The organism is Streptomyces sp. NPDC017993, from assembly GCF_044328065.1.
In the GTDB taxonomy this organism is placed as follows: domain Bacteria; phylum Actinomycetota; class Actinomycetes; order Streptomycetales; family Streptomycetaceae; genus Streptomyces.
The window spans coordinates 202,203-220,853 of the sequence record NZ_JBIRGO010000005.1; the positions used below are offsets into that span (position 1 = coordinate 202,203).

Genomic DNA, 18,651 nt, shown 5'->3' on the forward strand with positions numbered 1-18,651 from the left:
CTAGATGTCGAACTGGCCGGCCATCTGCTGGATCTTGACGATGACGAACTCGGCGGGCTTGACCGGCGCGATGCCGACCACGACGTTGACGATGCCGCGCTCGATGTCCTCGTCGGTCGTGGTGTCCTTGTCGCACTTGACGAAGTACGCCTGGCGCGGGGTGCCGCCCTTGAACGCGCCCTTCTCGAACAGCGCGTGCAGATACGCCGAGGCGTTCAGCCGGATCTGCTGCCACAGCTGCTCGTTGTTCGGCTCGAAGACGACCCACTGCAGACCGCGCAGCAGGCTCTCCTCGACATGCAGCGCGAGGCGGCGGACCGGGACGTACTTCCACTCGCTGTCCAGCGCGTCGGAGCCCTCCAGGGTGCGGGCGCCCCAGACCAGCGGGCCCACCATCGGGAAGGTGCGAAGGCAGTTGATGCCCAGCGGGTTGAGCAGGCCGTTCTCCCGGTCGGTGAGCTTGACCGCGAGCGAGTGCACACCCGCCAGCCGCGCCTCGGTGCCGGCCGGCGCCTTCCACACACCGCGCTCGCTGTCCGTACGGGCGATGACTCCCGCGACGGCGCCGGAGGGCGGGAAGGACCGCAGTCGCCCGGTGAGCGGGTCGGTGAGCTGCAGATGCGGGAAGTACAGGCCGGAGTGGTTGCTGCGGACCGGCTCGAAGGCGGCGATGCCGGCACGGGCGGCGTCCACGCTGCCCCAGGCGGCGGGCGCGTCGACGAGCAGGAAGATCCGCCGCTCCCGGCACAGCCGCTCGGCCGCCGAGAGGACCGTGACGATGTCCTCGGTGGACTCGTACGACGCCAGCTCGGGCAGCGCCAGCAGATTGACGTCGTGCACATCGCGCAGCGCCTGCAGGCCGCTCTTGCGGGCCTCGCTGCCGATGATGTCGCGCGGGCCCGGTGCCTCGCCGTCCTCGCCGCCGCAGAGCGGGAAGACCGGCGGGTTGACGGAGGCTTCCAGGCCCAGGTCGTTGGCGCACTCGCCGACGAAGCGCACGACGTCGTCGGGGTCGGTGGAGCCGGCGACTACCTGGAGGCGGCGTCCGAAGGCGGTGACCTGGGCGCCCGCGAAGGCGTGCTTGCCCGGGGCGTCCGGCAGGGCGCGCAGCTTGTGCTCCAGCAGCAGCGCGAGCTCGGTGACGTTGCACGGCGCCTCGCCGTCGCAGTCCGGGTCGTAGAGCGTGAACTCGCGCTCGACCTCGCCGATCTTCACCGTCAGGTCGACGGTCAGCTCGGGCAGGTCGTGGTGGAAGGCCTTGGAGACCGTGCCGGACGGGTCCGGGCGGCCCTCGCCGACGACGCCGACGCGGATCAGCGACGACCCGGAGTTGACGATCGTCTCGGCGTACCGGCCGTGTTCCGGGTCCATCGACAGGCCGGTGAAGGACTCGCGGGCGGTGCCGCGGGCGTCCAGGACCTGGAGGTTGAACGTCTCGTCCGGGCACGGGGTGTCGTGGTCGACGGCCACCCGCAGGCCCGAGCCCCAGACGCCGGGCTCCTTGGCGTGCACCTCCAGCACGGGGCACTCGCTGTGGCCCTCGGTGGACTCCAGGGTGACGTGTGCTTCCTTGCCGCTGCCGGCCTTCGCGACCCGGACGATCACCGCGACGGTGCCACCGTTGCCGAAGAACTGGTGGACGGCGTAGGCGACCGGGCTCTGCGACGTCAGCCCGCCGAAGCGACGCTCGAAGTCGGCGAAGCTGGTGATCCGTACCGGCTGGTTGAGCGGCCCGCGCCGGGTGTGTCCGACGAAGGCGGTCACGGACGTGGTGACGGTGGTGATGCTTCGGATGCTGCTGGGAAGCTCTTCGACATAGACGCCGGGATAGGTCGTGTGTGTCGGCATTCCCCCTCCAATCCCTTCAGGCACCGAGTGCGTGGACACCAAGAAATCCGGAAAAGACCCGGAAAGAAGGGGAGGAGAGGGTGCGGAAGAGCCCACGACCGCCCTGTTGCCCGCGGTCGCGCATCCCCCCACCACCCATCAAGTTCCCCCGTCTTCACCCGGTGCGGAACGGTCAGCCGACCGACCTGCACGGGCCCAAGCCCGAAGCTTGTGACTCCTGATGCGTAAGTGCTCAACGCAGTCTCCGACGCTGACAGTTGGAGGGTCAAGGGGCCTTTCCGGACACCCGGTTGGGAGGTTTTGTGAGAATGCGTCGCACGTTCTTCTCAAACGGATTCCCTCACCTCCCGAACCGGAATCACGCGAGAAGGGGCGCGCGGGGACGTACCGGGAGGAGCGGCCGAACGGCGTGCGGCGGGGGAGTGCACGGCGCGTGACACCGGCGCCGCCCGGCTCTCCGAGCGTCGTCGAAAACCAGCCGGGGGCCGATGCGGGCAGAAGTCGGCCGAAAGATCTGTGACTGTAATCACCGCCGGAGTGTGATCTGCGATTTAGGGACCTCGGTGCTGCGGCGATAACCTGCGGGACGGACATGCCGCGTATCCGGACACCGTGTACGCCTCCCCTGTGACAGCGCCGTCACGTTGCCCTTCGCGGCACGCCCATCGCAGAGAACGACCCGCGATCACTACGGCGATTCTGAAAAGACAAGGGACGGACGCGCGTGGACCTGTTCGAGTACCAGGCGAGGGACCTCTTCGCCAAGCACGGTGTACCGGTGCTGGCCGGTGAAGTCATCGAGACGCCTGAGGCGGCGCGCGAGGCCACTGAGCGGCTGGGCGGCAAGTCGGTCGTCAAGGCGCAGGTGAAGGTCGGCGGCCGTGGCAAGGCCGGCGGCGTCAAGCTTGCCGCCACCCCGGACGAGGCCGTCGCCCGCGCGACGGACATCCTCGGCATGGACATCAAGGGCCACACGGTCCACAAGGTGATGATCGCCGAGACCGCGCCGGAGATTGCCGAGGAGTACTACGTCTCGTACCTCCTCGACCGCACCAACCGCACCTTCCTCGCCATGGCGTCCGTCCAGGGCGGCATGGACATCGAGGAGGTCGCGGAGAAGACCCCCGAGGCCCTCGCGAAGGTCCCGGTCAACGCCGTCGAGGGCGTCACGATCGAGAAGGCCCGCGAGATCGTCGCCCAGGCGAAGTTCCCGGCCGAGGTCGCCGAGCAGGTCGCCGAGGTCCTGGTGACGCTGTGGGAGACCTTCGTCGCCGAGGACGCGCTCCTCGTCGAGGTCAACCCGCTCGCGAAGGTCGCCGACGGCCGCATCATCGCGCTGGACGGCAAGGTGTCTCTCGACGAGAACGCCGACTTCCGCCAGCCGGAGCACGAGGCCCTGGAGGACAAGGCCGCAGCCAACCCGCTCGAGGCTGCCGCCAAGGCCAAGGGCCTGAACTACGTCAAGCTCGAGGGCGAGGTCGGCATCATCGGTAACGGTGCCGGTCTGGTCATGTCGACCCTGGACGTCGTCGCGTACGCCGGTGAGAACCACGGCAACGTCAAGCCCGCCAACTTCCTCGACATCGGTGGTGGCGCCTCCGCCGAGGTCATGGCGAACGGCCTGGAGATCATCCTCGGCGACCCGGACGTCAAGTCCGTGTTCGTCAACGTCTTCGGTGGCATCACCGCCTGTGACGAGGTCGCCAACGGCATCGTCCAGGCCCTGGCGCTGCTCAAGTCCAAGGGCGAGGACGTCAACAAGCCCCTGGTCGTGCGCCTCGACGGCAACAACGCGGAGCTGGGTCGCAAGATCCTGTCCGACGCCAACCACCCGCTGGTCCAGCGCGTGGACACCATGGATGGCGCGGCCGACAAGGCCGCCGAGCTCGCGGCTGCGAAGTAAGGGACGAGGGACACCACAACCATGGCTATCTTCCTCACCAAGGACAGCAAGGTCATCGTCCAGGGGATGACCGGTGCCACCGGTATGAAGCACACCAAGCTCATGCTGGGTGACGGCACCAACATCGTCGGCGGCGTGAACCCCCGCAAGGCCGGCGAGAGCGTCGACTTCGACGGCACCGAGGTGCCCGTCTTCGGCTCCGTCGCCGAGGCGATCGAGAAGACCGGCGCCGACGTCTCGGTGATCTTCGTTCCGCCGAAGTTCGCCAAGAGCGCCGTCGTCGAGGCGATCGACGCCGAGATCGGCCTGGCCGTCGTCATCACCGAGGGCATCGCGGTGCACGACTCCGCCGCCTTCTGGGCGTACGCGAGCAGCAAGGGCAACAAGACCCGGATCATCGGTCCGAACTGCCCCGGCCTGATCACCCCCGGCCAGTCCAACGCCGGCATCATCCCGGGCGACATCACCAAGCCCGGCCGCATCGGTCTGGTGTCCAAGTCGGGCACGCTGACCTACCAGATGATGTACGAGCTCCGTGACATCGGCTTCTCCTCGGCCGTCGGCATCGGTGGCGACCCGGTCATCGGCACCACGCACATCGACGCCCTCAAGGCGTTCGAGGCGGACCCCGACACCGACCTGATCGTGATGATCGGTGAGATCGGCGGCGACGCCGAGGAGCGTGCGGCCGACTACATCAAGGCCAACGTCTCCAAGCCGGTCGTCGGCTACGTCGCGGGCTTCACCGCGCCCGAGGGCAAGACCATGGGCCACGCCGGCGCCATCGTCTCCGGCTCCTCCGGCACCGCCCAGGCGAAGAAGGAGGCCCTGGAGGCCGCCGGCGTCAAGGTCGGCAAGACCCCGTCGGAGACCGCCCGGCTGGCCCGCGAGCTCCTCGTCGGCTGACCGCGCCTCCCGGCACCGCCGGACCCGTCCGGCGCGTACGTCCGCGGGCCCGTACCCCTTCGGTGGGTACGGGCCCGCGGACGTTTCCCGCGGTGAAGGACGCCGGTCGGCTAGCGGAACTCCGGGATGAGGCGGGCATCCGGGGGCAGTCCCCGCACGGCCGCTTTCCCCTTGCCGTCCGTCCCGTCCGGCTTCGTACGCCGGGGGCCCGAGTGGTCCGAGCGCTCCGGGGCACCGGCGCCGGCCGTGGCCGTGGCCGACGCGGTCGCGGCGGATTCCTTCGGCTTCCGGTAGCCGTCCGGCGCGGTGACCGCAGCGAACACGCTCGCCACCGCGACCAGCCCGGTCAGTCCGAGCGCCGCGCGCGTGGTGAGCCGGGCCCGTCGCTCGCCGCGGATCCTGACCGTTCGCGGCGCCGGCGGCGCCACCGGCTGCGCGGCGGCCAGTTCGGCGAGCCTCGCGTGCAAAATCTCACCCTGCCGCACCGGCGGCTGCGCGCCGAGCCCCAGATCCGGCAGCCCCTCGGCAACGGCCTCCCGCGCACGGATCAGCCGCCCGGCCGCCGCGGGCGTACTCGCCTCGACCTCGGCCGCGGTCTCATACAGCCCCAGCCCGACCCCGTCGTGCAGCAGCAGGGTTCGACGGTAGGGCGCGGGCAACCTCAGCACGGTCTCCAGCAGCGCACGGTCGGCGGGGTCGGCGGGCGGCGGCGCGGGCGCCTTGCGCGCGGGCTTCTCGGCGCCGGGACGCGAGGGCCGAAGCCGCTGCCACGGCGACAGCGCGTACTCATACGCGGCGGCGCGCACCCACCCCGCCGGGTCCGGATCCTTCGCCACCTCGGGCCATCGCTGCCACGCCAGGTGAAAGGCCCGTTCGACGGCCCGCTGGGACAGCCGGCGCCGCCCGATGAGCAGATACGCCTGCCGGATCAGCGTGGCGGCGTGCTGGTTGTAGAGCGCGTCGAAGGCGGCGGCGGCCTGCCCGGAGCCGGTGAGGGTGGGGGAGTGCCCGGAGGCGGTGGAGGCTTCTTCGGAGGCGGCCGGGAGGTGGTCGTGGCCGGAATCCTCCAATGCGGGGACTGATGCTGTCTCAGCAGCGGTCCGAGTGACGGCGCCTGATGGGGCGTCGGCAGACCCTGACGGAGAGTCGAGTGGCGACTCGGGCCGCGCGGCGGGCTCTTCCGATGCTTTCCCCGCTGCGGCGTTCCGGGGCGGCTTGGGGCGCTGCCGCTTGTGCGGCGGCCGCTGCTTGCGCTGAGTCATCTCTGCCTCTCCCCACCGACGTCCGACGGGTCGACGTACCGCGCGCCACCTAGGAGTGCGGAACCGCGCATAAGCACATATTGCGCGACACGTCCGGCATTTGCCCACTACCTGGATGAATGGGGTGTTGTTGGCAGCATGACGGTGTGAGCCAGTTGACCGACCATGGCCCGACGTTCTCCTCGCAGGGCCGAACTGCCGCCCAACGGTCCTCCGCGATCGGTGCCGCCTTCGCGGGCGGGGTGACGGCCGCGGGCCTCGGGCTCGGCGCCGTTGTGGTCGCCGTCCTCCTGCTGTGGGTCGCCTCCCCGTACCCCGACAGCGCCCCGACCCGAACCCTGCACCTCGCGGCCGACCTGTGGCTGCTCGCCCACGGCGGCGACCTCGTGCGCACCGCGACGCTCTCCGGCCCCCCGGCCCCGGTCGCGGTGACGCCGCTGCTGCTCGCCGTCCTGCCGGTCCTGTTGCTCCACCGGGCCGCCCGGCACACCCTGGCGACCGCGGTCTGCGACCGGCCCGGCTCCGGGGCGGCCGGTCCGGGGGAGCCGAGGTGCGGCAGCGCTCCGCCGGACCACTCCGAACGTGAGGGTGACCACGACGGCGACCGCGGAGCGGGCCCCGCTTCCGACACCTCCGCTTCCGAAGGCAACCGAGGCACCGCCGCGGCCGATTCGACGGTCGCGCCGCGCACCCTGCTCGGGTCGCTGCTGGCCGGCTACCTCCTGGTCGCGGTCACGGTGGTGCTGTACGCCTCGACCGGCCCGCTGAGCGCCGCGCCGCTCAGCGCCCTGGCGGCCGTACCGGGCGCCGCGATCGCCACCCTGGCCATCACCGCCTGGCGCACCCTCGGCGACGCTGCCGCGGACCTTCTGCCCGATCGCGTGCGCCGCGCCCTGGCCGACCTTCCGGCCGGTCTCCGGGCCGTCCTCACGGCTCCCCGGCTCGCCCTCGCGCTCCAAGCCGCCACCGCGGCGGTCACCACCCTGCTCGCGTCCGGCGTGCTGCTCACCCTCCTCGCACTCGTCCTGCACGCGGGGGACGCACGCCAGGACCTCCTCCAGCTCGCACCGGACTGGGTGGGCCGCGGCACGGTGGTGCTGCTCTGCCTCACCCTCCTGCCGAACGCGGCCGTCTGGGGCGCCGCGTACGGGCTGGGGCCGGGCTTCACCGTCGGCGCGGGCAGCGTGGTCGGGCCCCTCGGAGTGTCCGGCTCCCCGGTGCTGCCGCACTTCCCGCTGCTCAGCGGCCTGCCAGACCCGGGCGCGGGCGGCCCGCTGACCTGGTCGGTGGCCGTGGCGCCGACGGCCGCGGGGGTGCTGCTCGCCCGATACGCCGCTCGTCCCGTCGGGGCGCCCGGCTCCCTTGCCGCGCCCTGGACCTGGCGGTCGACGGCATCCGTGGCGAGCCTGGCCGCCATCGGCTGCGGCCTGGCGATGGCGGCGCTCGCAGCCCTCTCCGGCGGGGCTCTCGGCACCGGCGCGCTCACCGACTTCGGCCCCAGCTGGTGGCTCACCGGCCTCGCGGCGGCCGGCTGGACGGCCGCGATCGGCATTCCGGGCGCGCTCATCGTGCGGGTCTGCCGACTGCGTTCCTACCGGCGCCTGCACGGGACCATGCCGCCGGAGCTGCTGGGAAGGACCGACGGCCCCGAGGAAACGGGCGGCGGCCGGAAGGCGGTACCGGGCGGGCCTGGCGGACAGGGCCGGTGGCGGAAGCGGGGCGGACGGGCCGAGGGGGCCGAATCGGCCGGATGGGCGCACGGCCGGGCCGGAGATGGCGGCGCGCCTCGGGACGCCTTCGCGGACGAGCCGGCTTCGGAGCGCGTCGGCCATCGGTGGTTCCTGCGCCGCCGGGACGAGCCGAGCGGCAGGCCGACCGGGCCGGGCGCAGGTGTCCGGCCGCCCCTGCCGCGCGAGCCCGCCGAGCGGACCGCTCCGGGCGCCGCCACCGGATCACGGGGTGTGGCCGCCGCGCCGACCTCGACTCCCGGCCCCGAAGACGCCACCTGTGCCGTCCCCCGCCGCCGGTCGTGGCGCAACCCCCGGACCTGGTGGCCTGCCCGCGTACGTACTTACGAAGGCGCGGCCGAGTCCGATGCGCGGTCCGGTGAGGCCGCGGCCCCCTCGTTCGACGATCCCTACGGCCCGGGCGCAACCGGGGACCCCTACGACCCCTGGCGCGGCGCGGGCTCCCGCCCGGCCCGCTGGTCACAGCTGCGGGCAGCCTCCGGGGGCCTGATGGCCGACTTCCCGCCGCATGAGGCGTCGCGGCAACCGTCGGAGCCGCGCACGGACGCGTACAACAGGGACCCGTACAAGGAGCCGCAGCCGGAGGGGCGCGCGCTCGGTGCCGGCACCGAGAACACCGAGGACATCAAGGACACCGCGGCCACCGAGGACACCAACGTCCGCGAGCCGGGGCGCCGAGTCGCCGGTACCCGGTCCGGCCTGGCTCCGGTCGCCGGCGCCCGGGGCGGCACCGTCCCAGCCGGCAGCATGCTCGTGGAGGCCCGGCCCGAGGAGCGCCCGGCCGCAGCACAGCCCGAGGGGGACGGTTCTCCCGGCGACTGAACGGCACCGGGCGACCAGGTCCCGTTGCTGTTCACCCGCCGGGGCTCCTACTGCTCCTACTGCGCGTACCGCTGGTACTGCGCGTACTGCCCCTACTGCTCCGTGCTCAGCAGCGGGCGCAGCTGCTCGGGGAGCAACTTCTCGCAGGACTTGGCGGCGGACCGGGTCAGGGCGTCGTCCACGCAGGTGAAGTAGTCGCGGTAGACCAGCTGAACGGTGAAGGTCGCGGCCACCATCATCAGCGCGAGCGTCGCGGTCACCAGCCCGGCGATCGCGGCAGTGGTCTGCGGGCGGGTGGAGACAGGTGCGCCGCCAGGCTGTCCCGGAGCGGGCGGCGTGGCGCTCGGCGCGGGCCGCCCCTCCATCGCCGCGGTGGTCGCGGCCGCCGTCGACCGCGCGGTGTTCGGCTTGGCGCGCAGCGCGCTGATCCCCCAGTAGAGGGCCAGGGACGCCAGCAGCAGGGAGATCTCCGGCAGGCTGAAGAGGACGAAGAAGAACGACCACATACCGGCCAGCAGTGCGTAGCGGGCACGCCGCTGCGCCGGGTCGGTGGGGTCCCAGCGCGGGCTGCCCTGGCCGCCGCCGGATCCGGGCCCGCCCTGGCCACCGCCCTGCTGACCGTTGCGGCTGCCCGGCCGGGAGCCGAAGCCGCCGCTCTGCCTGCCGGGCTGACGGCTGCTCCACTGGCTGCCCCAGGCGGGGGGCGGCTCCTCCTGCTGCCCCGGCTCCTGCTCACCGTTGTCGCCCTGGCCGTGCGGGGCGGAGTGGCGCGGGCGCCACTCCTGGTCGGGGGCGTCGGCCGGCGGGGGCGCGAAGGGATTGTCCCGGTCGTCGGGTCCGCGGCGGTCCCCGGCGCCGTTGCCCTCCGGGGAGCCCTGGGGGCCGTTCGTGGGCTCGGAGGAAGAGGAGTCCGGGGAAGAGGAGTCCGGGGAGGACGACGACTTGCGCTCACGCGGGAGGAGGACCACCCCGGGGGCGGTCGCGGGCAGAGGGAGGAGGAGGGCCGCGCGGCGGCGTCGGTCCGGCATCTGGAGTGAGTCTTCCCCTTGTCTTGGCCGTCCCTCCGGCCGGTGGGCCGAGGGACGGTTACCACGAACAACATGCGTTCTTACGCCTGACGCTACCTCCCGTGCTCGCCCCCGTCCCGTGGGGGCCGCGCGGTGTGCCGGTATCGTTGCTGACGGTCGGCGCCTTCGTAGGGTTCCCCGTATTCACGCAACCCATGGCTTCGTACGACCGTACAAACCGCCAAGGCGGACGTACGCACTCCGCCAGACAGCAGCACCCCCGCGAGAAAGACCCCCCACCGTGGCCTCCTCTCCCACCGCGCCCCGCCCGGACGCACCGGCTCCGCCCGCCCGGCTCGTCGTGCTCGTCTCCGGTTCCGGGACGAACCTGCAGGCACTGCTCGACGGCATCGCCGAAGAGGGGGTGGCGGCCTACGGAGCGGAGATCGTGGCCGTGGGCGCCGACCGGGCCGGCATCGCGGGGCTGGAGCGCGCCGAACAGGCCGGTCTGCCGACGTTCGTCTGCCGGGTCAAGGACCACGACAGCCGTGCCGACTGGGACGCGGCACTCACCGCCGCGATCGCCGCGTACGAGCCCGACCTGGTGGTGTCGGCCGGTTTCATGAAGATCCTGGGGAAGGAATTCCTCGCCCGCTTCGGCGGCCGCACCGTCAACACCCACCCGGCTCTGCTGCCGAGCTTTCCCGGTGCCCACGGCGTGCGCGACGCACTCGCGTACGGCGCGAAGGTCACCGGATGCACCGTCCACTTCGTCGACGAAGGTGTCGACACCGGCCCGATCATCGCCCAGGGCGTGGTCGAGATCCGGGACGAGGACGACGAATCCGCGCTCCATGAGCGCATCAAGGAAGTCGAGCGCTCGCTGCTCGTCGAGGTCGTGGGGCGTCTGGCGCGTCACGGCTACCGCATTGAGGGACGAAAGGTACGTATCTCGTGACCGCCACCGAAGGTACGAAGCGGCCCATCCGCCGCGCGCTGGTCAGCGTCTATGACAAGTCCGGTCTGGAGGAACTGGCGCAGGGGCTGCACGCCGCGGGCGTCCAGCTCGTGTCGACCGGCTCGACCGCGGGCCGGATCGCGGCAGCCGGGGTGCCGGTCACCAAGGTCGAGGAACTCACCGGCTTCCCCGAGTGCCTCGACGGCCGGGTCAAGACCCTGCACCCCAAGGTGCACGCCGGCATCCTCGCCGACCTGCGGCTGACCGACCACCAGCGGCAGCTGGCCGACCTCGGCGTCGAGCCGTTCGACCTGGTGATCGTCAACCTCTACCCGTTCCGGGAGACCGTCGCCTCCGGCGCGACCCCCGACGAGTGCGTGGAGCAGATCGACATCGGCGGCCCCTCGATGGTCCGTGCCGCCGCCAAGAACCACCCGTCGGTCTCCGTCGTCGTCAACCCCGACCGCTACGGCGACGTCCTCAAGGCGCTCGCCGACGGCGGCTTCGACCTGGCCGCCCGTAAGCGGCTGGCCGCCGAGGCGTTCCAGCACACCGCCGCCTACGACGTCGCCGTCGCCTCGTGGTTCGCGGACGACTACGCCGCCGCCGACGACTCCGGCTTCCCCGAGTTCCTGGGCGCCACCTACGAGCGCAAGAACGTGCTGCGCTACGGCGAGAACCCGCACCAGGGTGCCGCGCTGTACGTCAACGGTGAGGGCGGGCTGGCCGACGCCGAGCAGCTGCACGGCAAGGAGATGTCCTTCAACAACTTCACGGACACCGAGGCCGCCCGCCGCGCCGCCTACGACCAGTCCGAGCCGTGCGTGGCGATCATCAAGCACGCCAACCCGTGCGGCATCGCCGTCGGTCCGGATGTCGCCGAGGCGCACCGCAAGGCGCACGAGTGCGACCCGCTGTCGGCCTTCGGTGGTGTGATCGCCGTCAACCGACCGGTCTCGCTCGCGATGGCCGAGCAGGTCGCCGAGATCTTCACCGAGGTCATCGTGGCGCCCGGCTACGAGGACGGCGCGGTCGAGGCGCTCTCCCGCAAGAAGAACATCCGCGTGCTGCGCTGCCCGGACGCGCCGTCGAACGCAGTCGAGGTCAAGGCCATCGACGGCGGGGCTCTCCTCCAGGTCACCGACCGGCTCCAGGCCGAAGGTGACGCCCCCTCGACGTGGACCCTGGCGGCCGGCGAGGCCCTGTCCGAAGTCGAGCTGGCCGAGCTGGCCTTCGCCTGGCGCGCGAGCCGCGCGGTGAAGTCCAACGCGATCCTGCTCGCGAAGGACGGCGCCACGGTCGGCGTCGGCATGGGTCAGGTCAACCGCGTCGACTCCGCGAAGCTGGCCGTCCAGCGGGCCGGCGAGGAGCGGGCGCGCGGCGCGTACGCCGCCTCGGACGCCTTCTTCCCGTTCCCCGACGGCTTCGAGGTGCTGGCCGAGGCCGGCGTGAAGGCCGTGGCCCAGCCCGGTGGTTCGGTCCGCGACGAACTCGTCGTCGAGGCCGCCAAGAAGGCAGGCGTGACGATGTACTTCACCGGCACCCGGCACTTCTTCCACTGAGCCGCACACCACAAGGGCCGCAATCCCGGAGGGGGTTGCGGCCCTTTGGCGCGGACGCCCTTGGCTCGGGCGCGGTGCTCAGTAACGCGGCCTGCTGAACCAGGCGTTGCCGTCGTCCTTGGAGACGAAGACGATGACCATGATGCCCAAGGCGGTGTGCACCAGGCCGATCGGGAAGGTGGCCAGGCTCGCCAGGGTGTTGGCGATGCCGAAGATGATGCTGGCGATGCGCACGCCGTTGCCGCCGTTGGCGAACTGCAGGGCCAGGGTGATGGCGGCGGCGGAGAAGATCACGATCAGCACGATCAGGGCGATCAGCACGCCCTTGCCGACGTTGAGCATGGCCGCGGTCTCGTCGGTGTCGTACGGCGAGGTGTTGTGCGCGGCCTTGCTGACGCTGCCCAGGCCCATCACGGCGAAGACCAGGCCGATGACGTTGAGGCCGGCCAGCACGAACAGCATCACGCGGGCCGCCTTCACGCCGCCCGGCATCCCGTTCACGTAGGGCACACCGGGCATCCCGCCGCCCGGGCCCGGGTACTGGCCGTACGGTGACGGCGGCGGGGTCTGCTGCGGATAGCCGTAACCGGGCTGCTGGCCCGGCTGCTGGCCCGGCGGCGGACCGTAGGGGTTCTGATTCGGGTAGCTCACGAGCGGTGTCCTTCGGGCTTCTTGAGCGGATGTCAGCGTACGGCGACGAAAGACCGGCAGGCTTCGTCATGATCTGCGGGGCATGTCCCGGCCGTCCATCCAGGAGCCGAGGCCGGCCCGTATGCAGCGGACGTGTCCCGTAGAGCGCCGCGAAGGCCCCGATCGCGCTGTTGCGAGGGGGCCTTCGGGGAAGGGAGCGCGTCGGCCGTCACGCGACGGCCGGACAGGGAGCGGCGGGGCCGGCCATCGGTCGGCCGGCCCGCTGCCGGCTCACTGGGAGCGGACGACCACCGTGCCGACGACCTTGTCGGCGAAGGTCTGCGACTTGTCGTCCCACAGCGGCCAGAGGTAACCGATGGAGCAGGGGAGCGAGTCGAGCATGTGGCACAGGCGGCGGACGAAGGCCATGCCGAAGCCGATCGGCTGACCGGTCGCCTCGCGGACCAGGCGGATGTTCAGCGCCTTCTTGCCCGGGGTCTGGCCGGTGGTGCCCTCCTTGTAGAGCAGGAAGATGCCGGCACCGAAGCCGATCAGAGCCGCGAGAAGGATCATCACGATGGCGCCGCCGGTCATGCCGCCGCCGGACGACGAGGCCGAGTCGAAGGCGTCGCTGATGCACTGGGTGTCACCGGGCGGGCAGCTGGAGGTGTCCGGGATGGAGGACGAGGCCGCGCTGGCCGTCATGCCGAGGGCGACGAAGTACAGGATCATCGGGATCAGACCCGCGATCAGGTAGTCGATGAGGAAAGCACCCACCCGCGCACCCCAGCTCGCGTAGCCCTGGGGCATGCCCATGCCCGGCATGCCGGGCTGGCCCGGGTAACCCTGCTGCTGCGGGTAGCCCTGCTGCTGGGGGTAGCCGTAGGGCTGCTGCGGGGCCTGCGGTGCCTGCTGCGCCTGCTGCGGGTATCCGTACGGCTGCTGCGGTGCCTGCGGGGCCTGGGGCTGCTGCGGGTACCCGTAGCCGGGCTGCGCCTGCGGCGGGACGGGCGGCTGCTGGCCGTAAGGGGCCTGCGGCGCCTGCTGAGGCTGCTGGCCGTAAGGGTTGTTCGGGTCGCCGAAACTCATCTGCTGTTTTCCTCCGTTGGGTCAGTGGGGGACGACGCGGCGTGACTCGGAGGAAAAACAGGTTTCACTGGCCCGCCCCCGACGATGCCTGCGGCACTGCGCGTCAATCCTTCTATTTGCGCGTTGAGTCTGTCCAGTCAAGGCCGTGAGGCGTTGTCCAAGTGCAATGATCCATTGTCGCCTGCGCGCCCTGATTGGAACCCACCCACCCCCATCCGGGAGGATGGGGGGTATGACTGCCCAGATTCTCGATGGCAAGGCCACCGCCGCCGCGATCAAGTCCGAGCTCGCCACCCGCGTCGAGGCGCTGAAGGCCAAGGGTGTGCAGCCCGGCCTCGGCACCCTGCTGGTCGGCGACGACCCCGGCAGCCGTTGGTACGTGGGCGGCAAGCACCGCGACTGCGCCCAGGTCGGCATCGCCTCCATCCAGCGTGAACTGCCGGAGACGGCCACCCAGGAGGAGATCGAGGCGGTCGTACGGGAGCTCAACGAGGACCCCGCCTGCACCGGTTACATCGTCCAACTCCCGCTCCCCAAGGGCATCGACACCAACCGTGTCCTGGAGCTGATGGACCCGGCCAAGGACGCCGACGGGCTGCACCCGATGAGCCTGGGCAAGCTGGTCCTCGGCGTCGCCGGGCCGCTGCCGTGTACCCCGTACGGCATCGTCCAGCTGCTGCGGCGGCACGACGTCGAGATCAAGGGCGCGCACGTGGTGGTCGTCGGCCGCGGCATCACGATCGGCCGCCCGATGCCGCTGGTGCTGACCCGCAAGTCGGAGAACGCGACCGTGACCCAGTGCCACACCGGCACCCGCGATCTGTCCTCGCACCTCAAGCAGGCCGACATCATCGTCGCGGCGGCCGGTGTGCCGCACATCATCAAGCCCGAGGACGTCAAGCCGGGCGCGGCCGTGCTGGACGTCGGCGTCAGCCGGGACGAGAACGGCAAGATCGTCGGCGATGTGCACCCGGGCGTGACCGAGGTGGCCGGCTGGGTCGCCCCGAACCCGGGCGGCGTCGGCCCGATGACCCGCGCCCAGCTGCTCGTCAACGTCGTCGAGGCCGCCGAGCGCGCCGCCGGCTGAGCCGTGCCGGACCAGACATTCGGACCGCACACCTGAAGGGACTGCCAGCCATGGGTGCCGAAGCGCATTCGGACGGAGCGCATTCGGACGGAGCGTCCGCCCCGCAACGCTCGCGCCGCTTTCCGCAGCTGACCCGGGACACCGCCCGGCCGGAGGGCGGCGGGCGCGCCGCCGCGGGCGACTACCCGGCGCCCGCCCGGCAGTGGCCGCTGCTCACCGTCATGGGCGGCGTCGCGGCCGGACTGCTGCTCGTGGCGTTCGACGCCTTCCGCATCGGAGGCCTGCTGATCGGCCTCTCGCTGCTGGCCGGCGCCGTGCTGCGGTGGGCGTTGCCCTCGGTGGGGATGCTGGCGGTGCGCTCCCGCTTCACCGACATGGCGACCTACGGGGGGCTCGGCTTCGTCATCGTGATGCTGTCGCTGATGGTGCAGCCCAAGCCGTGGGTGCACATTCCGTTCCTGGACGACATCGTCCACTTCACGGTGCGCTAGGGACCGGCGCACGGTCCCCTGGCCGCCAACGCGCCCCGCCCCTCCCCGCGAGCGCCGGGATTCGGCCGTCGACCCGCGCGAACCGGCCGTTCGCCGGACGGAACGGCACGTCACGGCAGCGGCGCGAAATCAGGGGGGAATGTTCGCCGGGATCCCGGGCATGCGACCAACTGATCCCCCCACGGGTGTGGCACAACCCGGCGGCCGCCCGCGCTCCCCCTCCAAGAGCGGGCGGCCGCTTCATGTGCCGCGGCCGCCGCCACCGGTCGCGCCCCAGGACCACGCCGGGCGCCGTGACAGGCCGCAGGGGCCTCCCGGGCGGCCGTACGGGCGTCCCAGGACCACCCGGTGAGGTGTTCCACACCGGCCCGTCGCCTGAGCCGGGTAGGGGTCCGATAGCCTGACGGCCGGGTCTCTTGATACCGAGAGATCTCGATAAAGGGCAGGGACACCCACCGCCAGATGGTGGTCCGGGGGCTTGCCCCCAGGAACCCCAGAAAATATCGCGCAGGAGATCGCCATGACCCGCACTCCCGTCAATGTCACCGTCACCGGCGCTGCCGGCCAGATCGGTTACGCACTCCTCTTCCGCATCGCCTCCGGTCATCTGCTCGGCGCGGACGTGCCGGTCAAGCTGCGTCTCCTGGAGATCCCGCAGGGCCTGAAGGCCGCCGAGGGCACCGCCATGGAGCTCGACGACTGCGCCTTCCCGCTGCTGCAGGGCATCGACATCTCCGACGACCCGAACGTGGCCTTCGACGGTGCGAACGTCGCCCTCCTCGTCGGCGCCCGCCCCCGTACGAAGGGCATGGAGCGCGGCGACCTGCTGGAGGCGAACGGCGGCATCTTCAAGCCGCAGGGCGCGGCGATCAACGCGCACGCCGCGGACGACATCAAGGTCCTGGTCGTCGGCAACCCCGCCAACACCAACGCGCTGATCGCGCAGGCCGCCGCGCCGGACGTACCGGCCGAGCGCTTCACCGCGATGACCCGCCTGGACCACAACCGTGCGCTCTCGCAGCTCTCGAAGAAGACCGGCACCCCGGTCTCCGAGATCCGCAAGCTCACGATCTGGGGCAACCACTCGGCGACGCAGTACCCCGACATCTTCCACGCCGAGGTCGCCGGCAAGAACGCCGCCGAGGTCGTGAACGACCAGGCATGGCTGGCCGACACCTTCATCCCGACCGTCGCCAAGCGTGGCGCGGCGATCATCGAGGCCCGTGGCGCGTCCTCCGCCGCCTCGGCCGCCAACGCCGCCATCGACCACGTCCACACCTGGGTCAACGGCACCGCCGACGGCGACTGGACCTCCATGGGTATCCCCTCGGACGGCTCCTACGGCGTCCCGCAGGGCCTGATCTCCTCGTTCCCCGTCACCACCAAGGACGGCAAGTACGAGATCGTCCAGGGCCTGGACATCAACGAGTTCTCCCGTGAGCGCATCGACGCCTCCGTGCAGGAGCTCGCCGAGGAGCGCGACGCGGTCCGCGGTCTCGGCCTCCTCTGAGCCACCCCGGCGGCCCGCGCCGCCGCTGACAGCAGAGCCCGTACGGTCCGGTCGCGACCGTACGGGCTCTGCTGGTCGAGCGGACCGATGCGCGGGTCACAGCGGTGCGTACGAGGTCCCGCGCCCCGCCCTCGTCAGTCGGACTTGCCGGACTTGCCCGACTGGCAGGAGTAGCCGTCGAGTTGTGCGGGGTCGGGCTTGTAGGTGTTCTCGAAGTCGCGGTCCAGTTCGGCGAGCTTCGGGAAGTGGCTGCGGAAGGCGTCCTTCCAGCGGTACTGCAGAAAGTCCCGCAGCCCCTCGACCAGCCTTGCGCAGTCCTTCGGATGGCCCTTGGGCAGGCCGATGCCGTAGCGCTGCAGCTCGCCGGTGGAGAAGTCCTTGATGACCTCCACGTCGTCGTAGACCTCGGCGAAGCCGTACAACAGCGCCCGGTCCGTCCAGACGGCTTCGAAGTCGCCGCGCCGCAGCTCCTCGACGCACTGCCGGTAGTCCTTGCGGGTCTCCACCCGCGCGTCCTTGTGCAGCAGGTTCCTGACGGCCTTGCGGGTCTTCTCGGGGTCGGTGCTGATCGAGGTGCTGTTCGGGTCGGAGGTGGAGCCCTCGGCCGTGCAGATCGCCTTGCCCGCCGTGTCGTTGCGGTTCTCGATCCCGGTGTACCCCTTCTTGACCAGCAGTCCCTGCCGGGTGTTGAGGTACGGCCCGGCGAAGTCGACCTTGGAGAGCCGGGATTCGGTGATGGAGTACGTCGCGATGACCAGGTCGGCCGCCCCTCCGGGCTGCAGTACCTCCTCGCGGCGTTTGGACTCCACATCGGTCGGCGAGGCCGTGTAGTTCAGCTTCCTGGCGAGGTAGACCGACAGGTCGTTGTCGAAGCCCGCGTAGTTGTGCTCCTGGGGGCTGTGGACGTTGAACCCGGGCTGGTCGATCTTCACCGCGACGGTCACGCCGCCCTTGAGCAGCGGCTCGACGGTCGGTTGGGGGGTGGCGCTCTTCTTCTCGTCGGGGGTGCCCCCGGGGCCGCACGCGGTGGCGGCCACGAGCAGGCAGGAGACCCCGATGAGCAGGAGCCGGGGTTTTACGGTCATCAATCCTCCCGAAGGCCAGGGTGGGGCGCCGCTCCGTTCAGTTGCGCAGGCTCGCTTCTTTGACGTCGATGGACACGTGGCAGTGCGCGTCGGTTTCCAGGGCGACGTCGAAGGTGATCTCGGGTGCCGTCGTGTCCAGCGGGAGGTGCACGACCGTCTCCGACCGCAGCCTCGCCGACACCTCGTCCGCGAGGTCGTTCCCCCAGATGCGGAGGGCGCTGGCGGGGATGCACGGGGAGGCGTCGCCGGCCTCCTGCGCGTCGAAGGTGACCCGCAGACGGTCGCGTACGGCTCCGGAGGCGACGGTGACCCGCGCCGTGCTGCCGTTGGTCATGGACCGCCCGCCCGCCAGATGGGTCTTGGCGGTGACGGGGACCGGCCGGGAGTCCTCCTCCGACCCCAGCAGCAGGGACACGACGACGAGGGCGGCGACGGGGACCGCGAAGGCGAAGGCGATCTCGGACAGCCGGAAGCCGTGGGTCACGGACTGCAGCAGGCCGACGAGTGCGGCGCAGAGCACCGCGACGCCTCCGACCAGCCCGACGCGCACCTCGTTCGAGCCCCACCCGGTCGCGAACAGGACCAGGAACACCAGGGCGAACAGCAGGCTCAGGGCGAGCGCCAGCAACAGGGCACGCAGCCAGCTGAACCCGTCGGTGCCCGAGAGTGCGGAAGTGGATGATGCGGACGCGGAAGCGGGCCTGGTCCGTCTCGGCCCGCGCGGTCGGATACGTGGCAATGCG

General features: G+C 71.4%; 15 protein-coding genes. 8 read left to right on the top strand and 7 right to left on the bottom strand.

The window, feature by feature from the left end:
• Complete coding sequence (locus ACH4FH_RS10490) at nucleotides 1-1,848, bottom strand: phage tail sheath family protein (RefSeq protein ID WP_398555376.1); 1,848 nt, start codon at nucleotides 1,846-1,848, stop codon at nucleotides 1-3.
• A gap of 724 nt (nucleotides 1,849-2,572) precedes the next feature.
• On the opposite strand from ACH4FH_RS10490, the gene sucC reads away from it, so the two are divergent.
• A complete protein-coding gene (sucC, locus tag ACH4FH_RS10495) occupies nucleotides 2,573-3,751 on the top strand; it encodes an ADP-forming succinate--CoA ligase subunit beta (protein ID WP_398555377.1) in 1,179 nt (392 codons plus the stop codon).
• A gap of 21 nt (nucleotides 3,752-3,772) precedes the next feature.
• The gene (sucD, locus tag ACH4FH_RS10500; protein WP_398555378.1) at nucleotides 3,773-4,657 is read left to right on the top strand and encodes a succinate--CoA ligase subunit alpha; all 885 of its coding nucleotides are present in this window, start codon (nucleotides 3,773-3,775) and stop codon (nucleotides 4,655-4,657) included.
• Between the two features lie 110 nt (nucleotides 4,658-4,767).
• Here the strand turns inward: sucD and ACH4FH_RS10505 are convergent, their stop codons facing one another.
• On the bottom strand, nucleotides 4,768-5,727 hold the full coding sequence (locus tag ACH4FH_RS10505; RefSeq protein WP_398555379.1) for a hypothetical protein: 960 nt from the start codon (nucleotides 5,725-5,727) through the stop codon (nucleotides 4,768-4,770).
• A 338-nt stretch (nucleotides 5,728-6,065) separates the two neighbouring features.
• Here ACH4FH_RS10505 and ACH4FH_RS10510 point away from each other — a divergent pair, with 338 nt between their 5' ends.
• Nucleotides 6,066-8,489: a DUF6350 family protein gene (locus tag ACH4FH_RS10510; RefSeq protein WP_398555380.1), complete on the top strand. Its 2,424-nt coding sequence runs from the start codon at nucleotides 6,066-6,068 to the stop codon at nucleotides 8,487-8,489.
• Between the two features lie 92 nt (nucleotides 8,490-8,581).
• On the opposite strand, the gene ACH4FH_RS10515 is transcribed toward ACH4FH_RS10510, so the two are convergent.
• Entirely contained in the window at nucleotides 8,582-9,517 is a 936-nt protein-coding gene (locus tag ACH4FH_RS10515) for a hypothetical protein (RefSeq protein ID WP_398555381.1), read from the bottom strand.
• Between the two features lie 280 nt (nucleotides 9,518-9,797).
• Here ACH4FH_RS10515 and purN point away from each other — a divergent pair, with 280 nt between their 5' ends.
• Both purN and purH read left to right on the top strand, forming a co-directional pair.
• On the top strand, nucleotides 9,798-10,454 hold the full coding sequence (gene purN / locus ACH4FH_RS10520; protein ID WP_398555382.1) for a phosphoribosylglycinamide formyltransferase: 657 nt from the start codon (nucleotides 9,798-9,800) through the stop codon (nucleotides 10,452-10,454).
• Nucleotides 10,451-12,016: a bifunctional phosphoribosylaminoimidazolecarboxamide formyltransferase/IMP cyclohydrolase gene (gene purH, locus ACH4FH_RS10525; protein ID WP_398555383.1), complete on the top strand. Its 1,566-nt coding sequence runs from the start codon at nucleotides 10,451-10,453 to the stop codon at nucleotides 12,014-12,016. Before purN ends, purH begins: the two co-directional genes overlap by 4 nt.
• 78 nt (nucleotides 12,017-12,094) lie before the next feature.
• On the opposite strand, the gene ACH4FH_RS10530 is transcribed toward purH, so the two are convergent.
• Nucleotides 12,095-12,667: a hypothetical protein gene (locus tag ACH4FH_RS10530; protein WP_398555384.1), complete on the bottom strand. Its 573-nt coding sequence runs from the start codon at nucleotides 12,665-12,667 to the stop codon at nucleotides 12,095-12,097.
• 270 nt (nucleotides 12,668-12,937) lie between these two features.
• The gene (locus tag ACH4FH_RS10535) at nucleotides 12,938-13,735 is read right to left on the bottom strand and encodes an RDD family protein (RefSeq protein WP_398555385.1); all 798 of its coding nucleotides are present in this window, start codon (nucleotides 13,733-13,735) and stop codon (nucleotides 12,938-12,940) included.
• A 232-nt stretch (nucleotides 13,736-13,967) separates the two neighbouring features.
• Between ACH4FH_RS10535 and ACH4FH_RS10540 the strand changes: the two genes are divergently transcribed.
• The 3 genes from ACH4FH_RS10540 to ACH4FH_RS10550 all read left to right on the top strand — a co-directional run bounded on the left by ACH4FH_RS10540 (nucleotide 13,968) and on the right by ACH4FH_RS10550 (nucleotide 16,823).
• Nucleotides 13,968-14,822, top strand: a complete 855-nt coding sequence (locus ACH4FH_RS10540) for a bifunctional methylenetetrahydrofolate dehydrogenase/methenyltetrahydrofolate cyclohydrolase (RefSeq protein ID WP_398555386.1) — start codon at nucleotides 13,968-13,970, stop codon at nucleotides 14,820-14,822.
• A 50-nt stretch (nucleotides 14,823-14,872) separates the two neighbouring features.
• On the top strand, nucleotides 14,873-15,313 hold the full coding sequence (locus tag ACH4FH_RS10545; RefSeq protein ID WP_398555387.1) for a DUF3017 domain-containing protein: 441 nt from the start codon (nucleotides 14,873-14,875) through the stop codon (nucleotides 15,311-15,313).
• Nucleotides 15,314-15,833: 520 nt separating this feature from the next.
• The gene (locus ACH4FH_RS10550; RefSeq protein WP_398555388.1) at nucleotides 15,834-16,823 is read left to right on the top strand and encodes a malate dehydrogenase; all 990 of its coding nucleotides are present in this window, start codon (nucleotides 15,834-15,836) and stop codon (nucleotides 16,821-16,823) included.
• 134 nt (nucleotides 16,824-16,957) lie between these two features.
• Here ACH4FH_RS10550 and ACH4FH_RS10555 read toward each other — a convergent pair whose 3' ends face one another.
• Both ACH4FH_RS10555 and ACH4FH_RS10560 read right to left on the bottom strand, forming a co-directional pair.
• Entirely contained in the window at nucleotides 16,958-17,908 is a 951-nt protein-coding gene (locus ACH4FH_RS10555; protein ID WP_398555389.1) for a transporter substrate-binding domain-containing protein, read from the bottom strand.
• A gap of 37 nt (nucleotides 17,909-17,945) precedes the next feature.
• Nucleotides 17,946-18,536: a hypothetical protein gene (locus tag ACH4FH_RS10560; protein WP_398555390.1), complete on the bottom strand. Its 591-nt coding sequence runs from the start codon at nucleotides 18,534-18,536 to the stop codon at nucleotides 17,946-17,948.
• Nucleotides 18,537-18,651: the final 115 nt, after the last annotated feature.

Coding starts and splice junctions, on each gene's coding strand:
- ACH4FH_RS10490 (WP_398555376.1), bottom strand. CDS start 1,848: ATGCCGACACACACGACCTATCCCGGCGTCTATGTCGAAGAGCTTCCC.
- sucD (WP_398555378.1), top strand. CDS start 3,773: ATGGCTATCTTCCTCACCAAGGACAGCAAGGTCATCGTCCAGGGGATG.
- ACH4FH_RS10535 (WP_398555385.1), bottom strand. CDS start 13,735: ATGAGTTTCGGCGACCCGAACAACCCTTACGGCCAGCAGCCTCAGCAG.
- ACH4FH_RS10545 (WP_398555387.1), top strand. CDS start 14,873: ATGGGTGCCGAAGCGCATTCGGACGGAGCGCATTCGGACGGAGCGTCC.
- ACH4FH_RS10540 (WP_398555386.1), top strand. CDS start 13,968: ATGACTGCCCAGATTCTCGATGGCAAGGCCACCGCCGCCGCGATCAAG.
- ACH4FH_RS10515 (WP_398555381.1), bottom strand. CDS start 9,517: ATGCCGGACCGACGCCGCCGCGCGGCCCTCCTCCTCCCTCTGCCCGCG.
- ACH4FH_RS10550 (WP_398555388.1), top strand. CDS start 15,834: ATGACCCGCACTCCCGTCAATGTCACCGTCACCGGCGCTGCCGGCCAG.
- ACH4FH_RS10555 (WP_398555389.1), bottom strand. CDS start 17,908: ATGACCGTAAAACCCCGGCTCCTGCTCATCGGGGTCTCCTGCCTGCTC.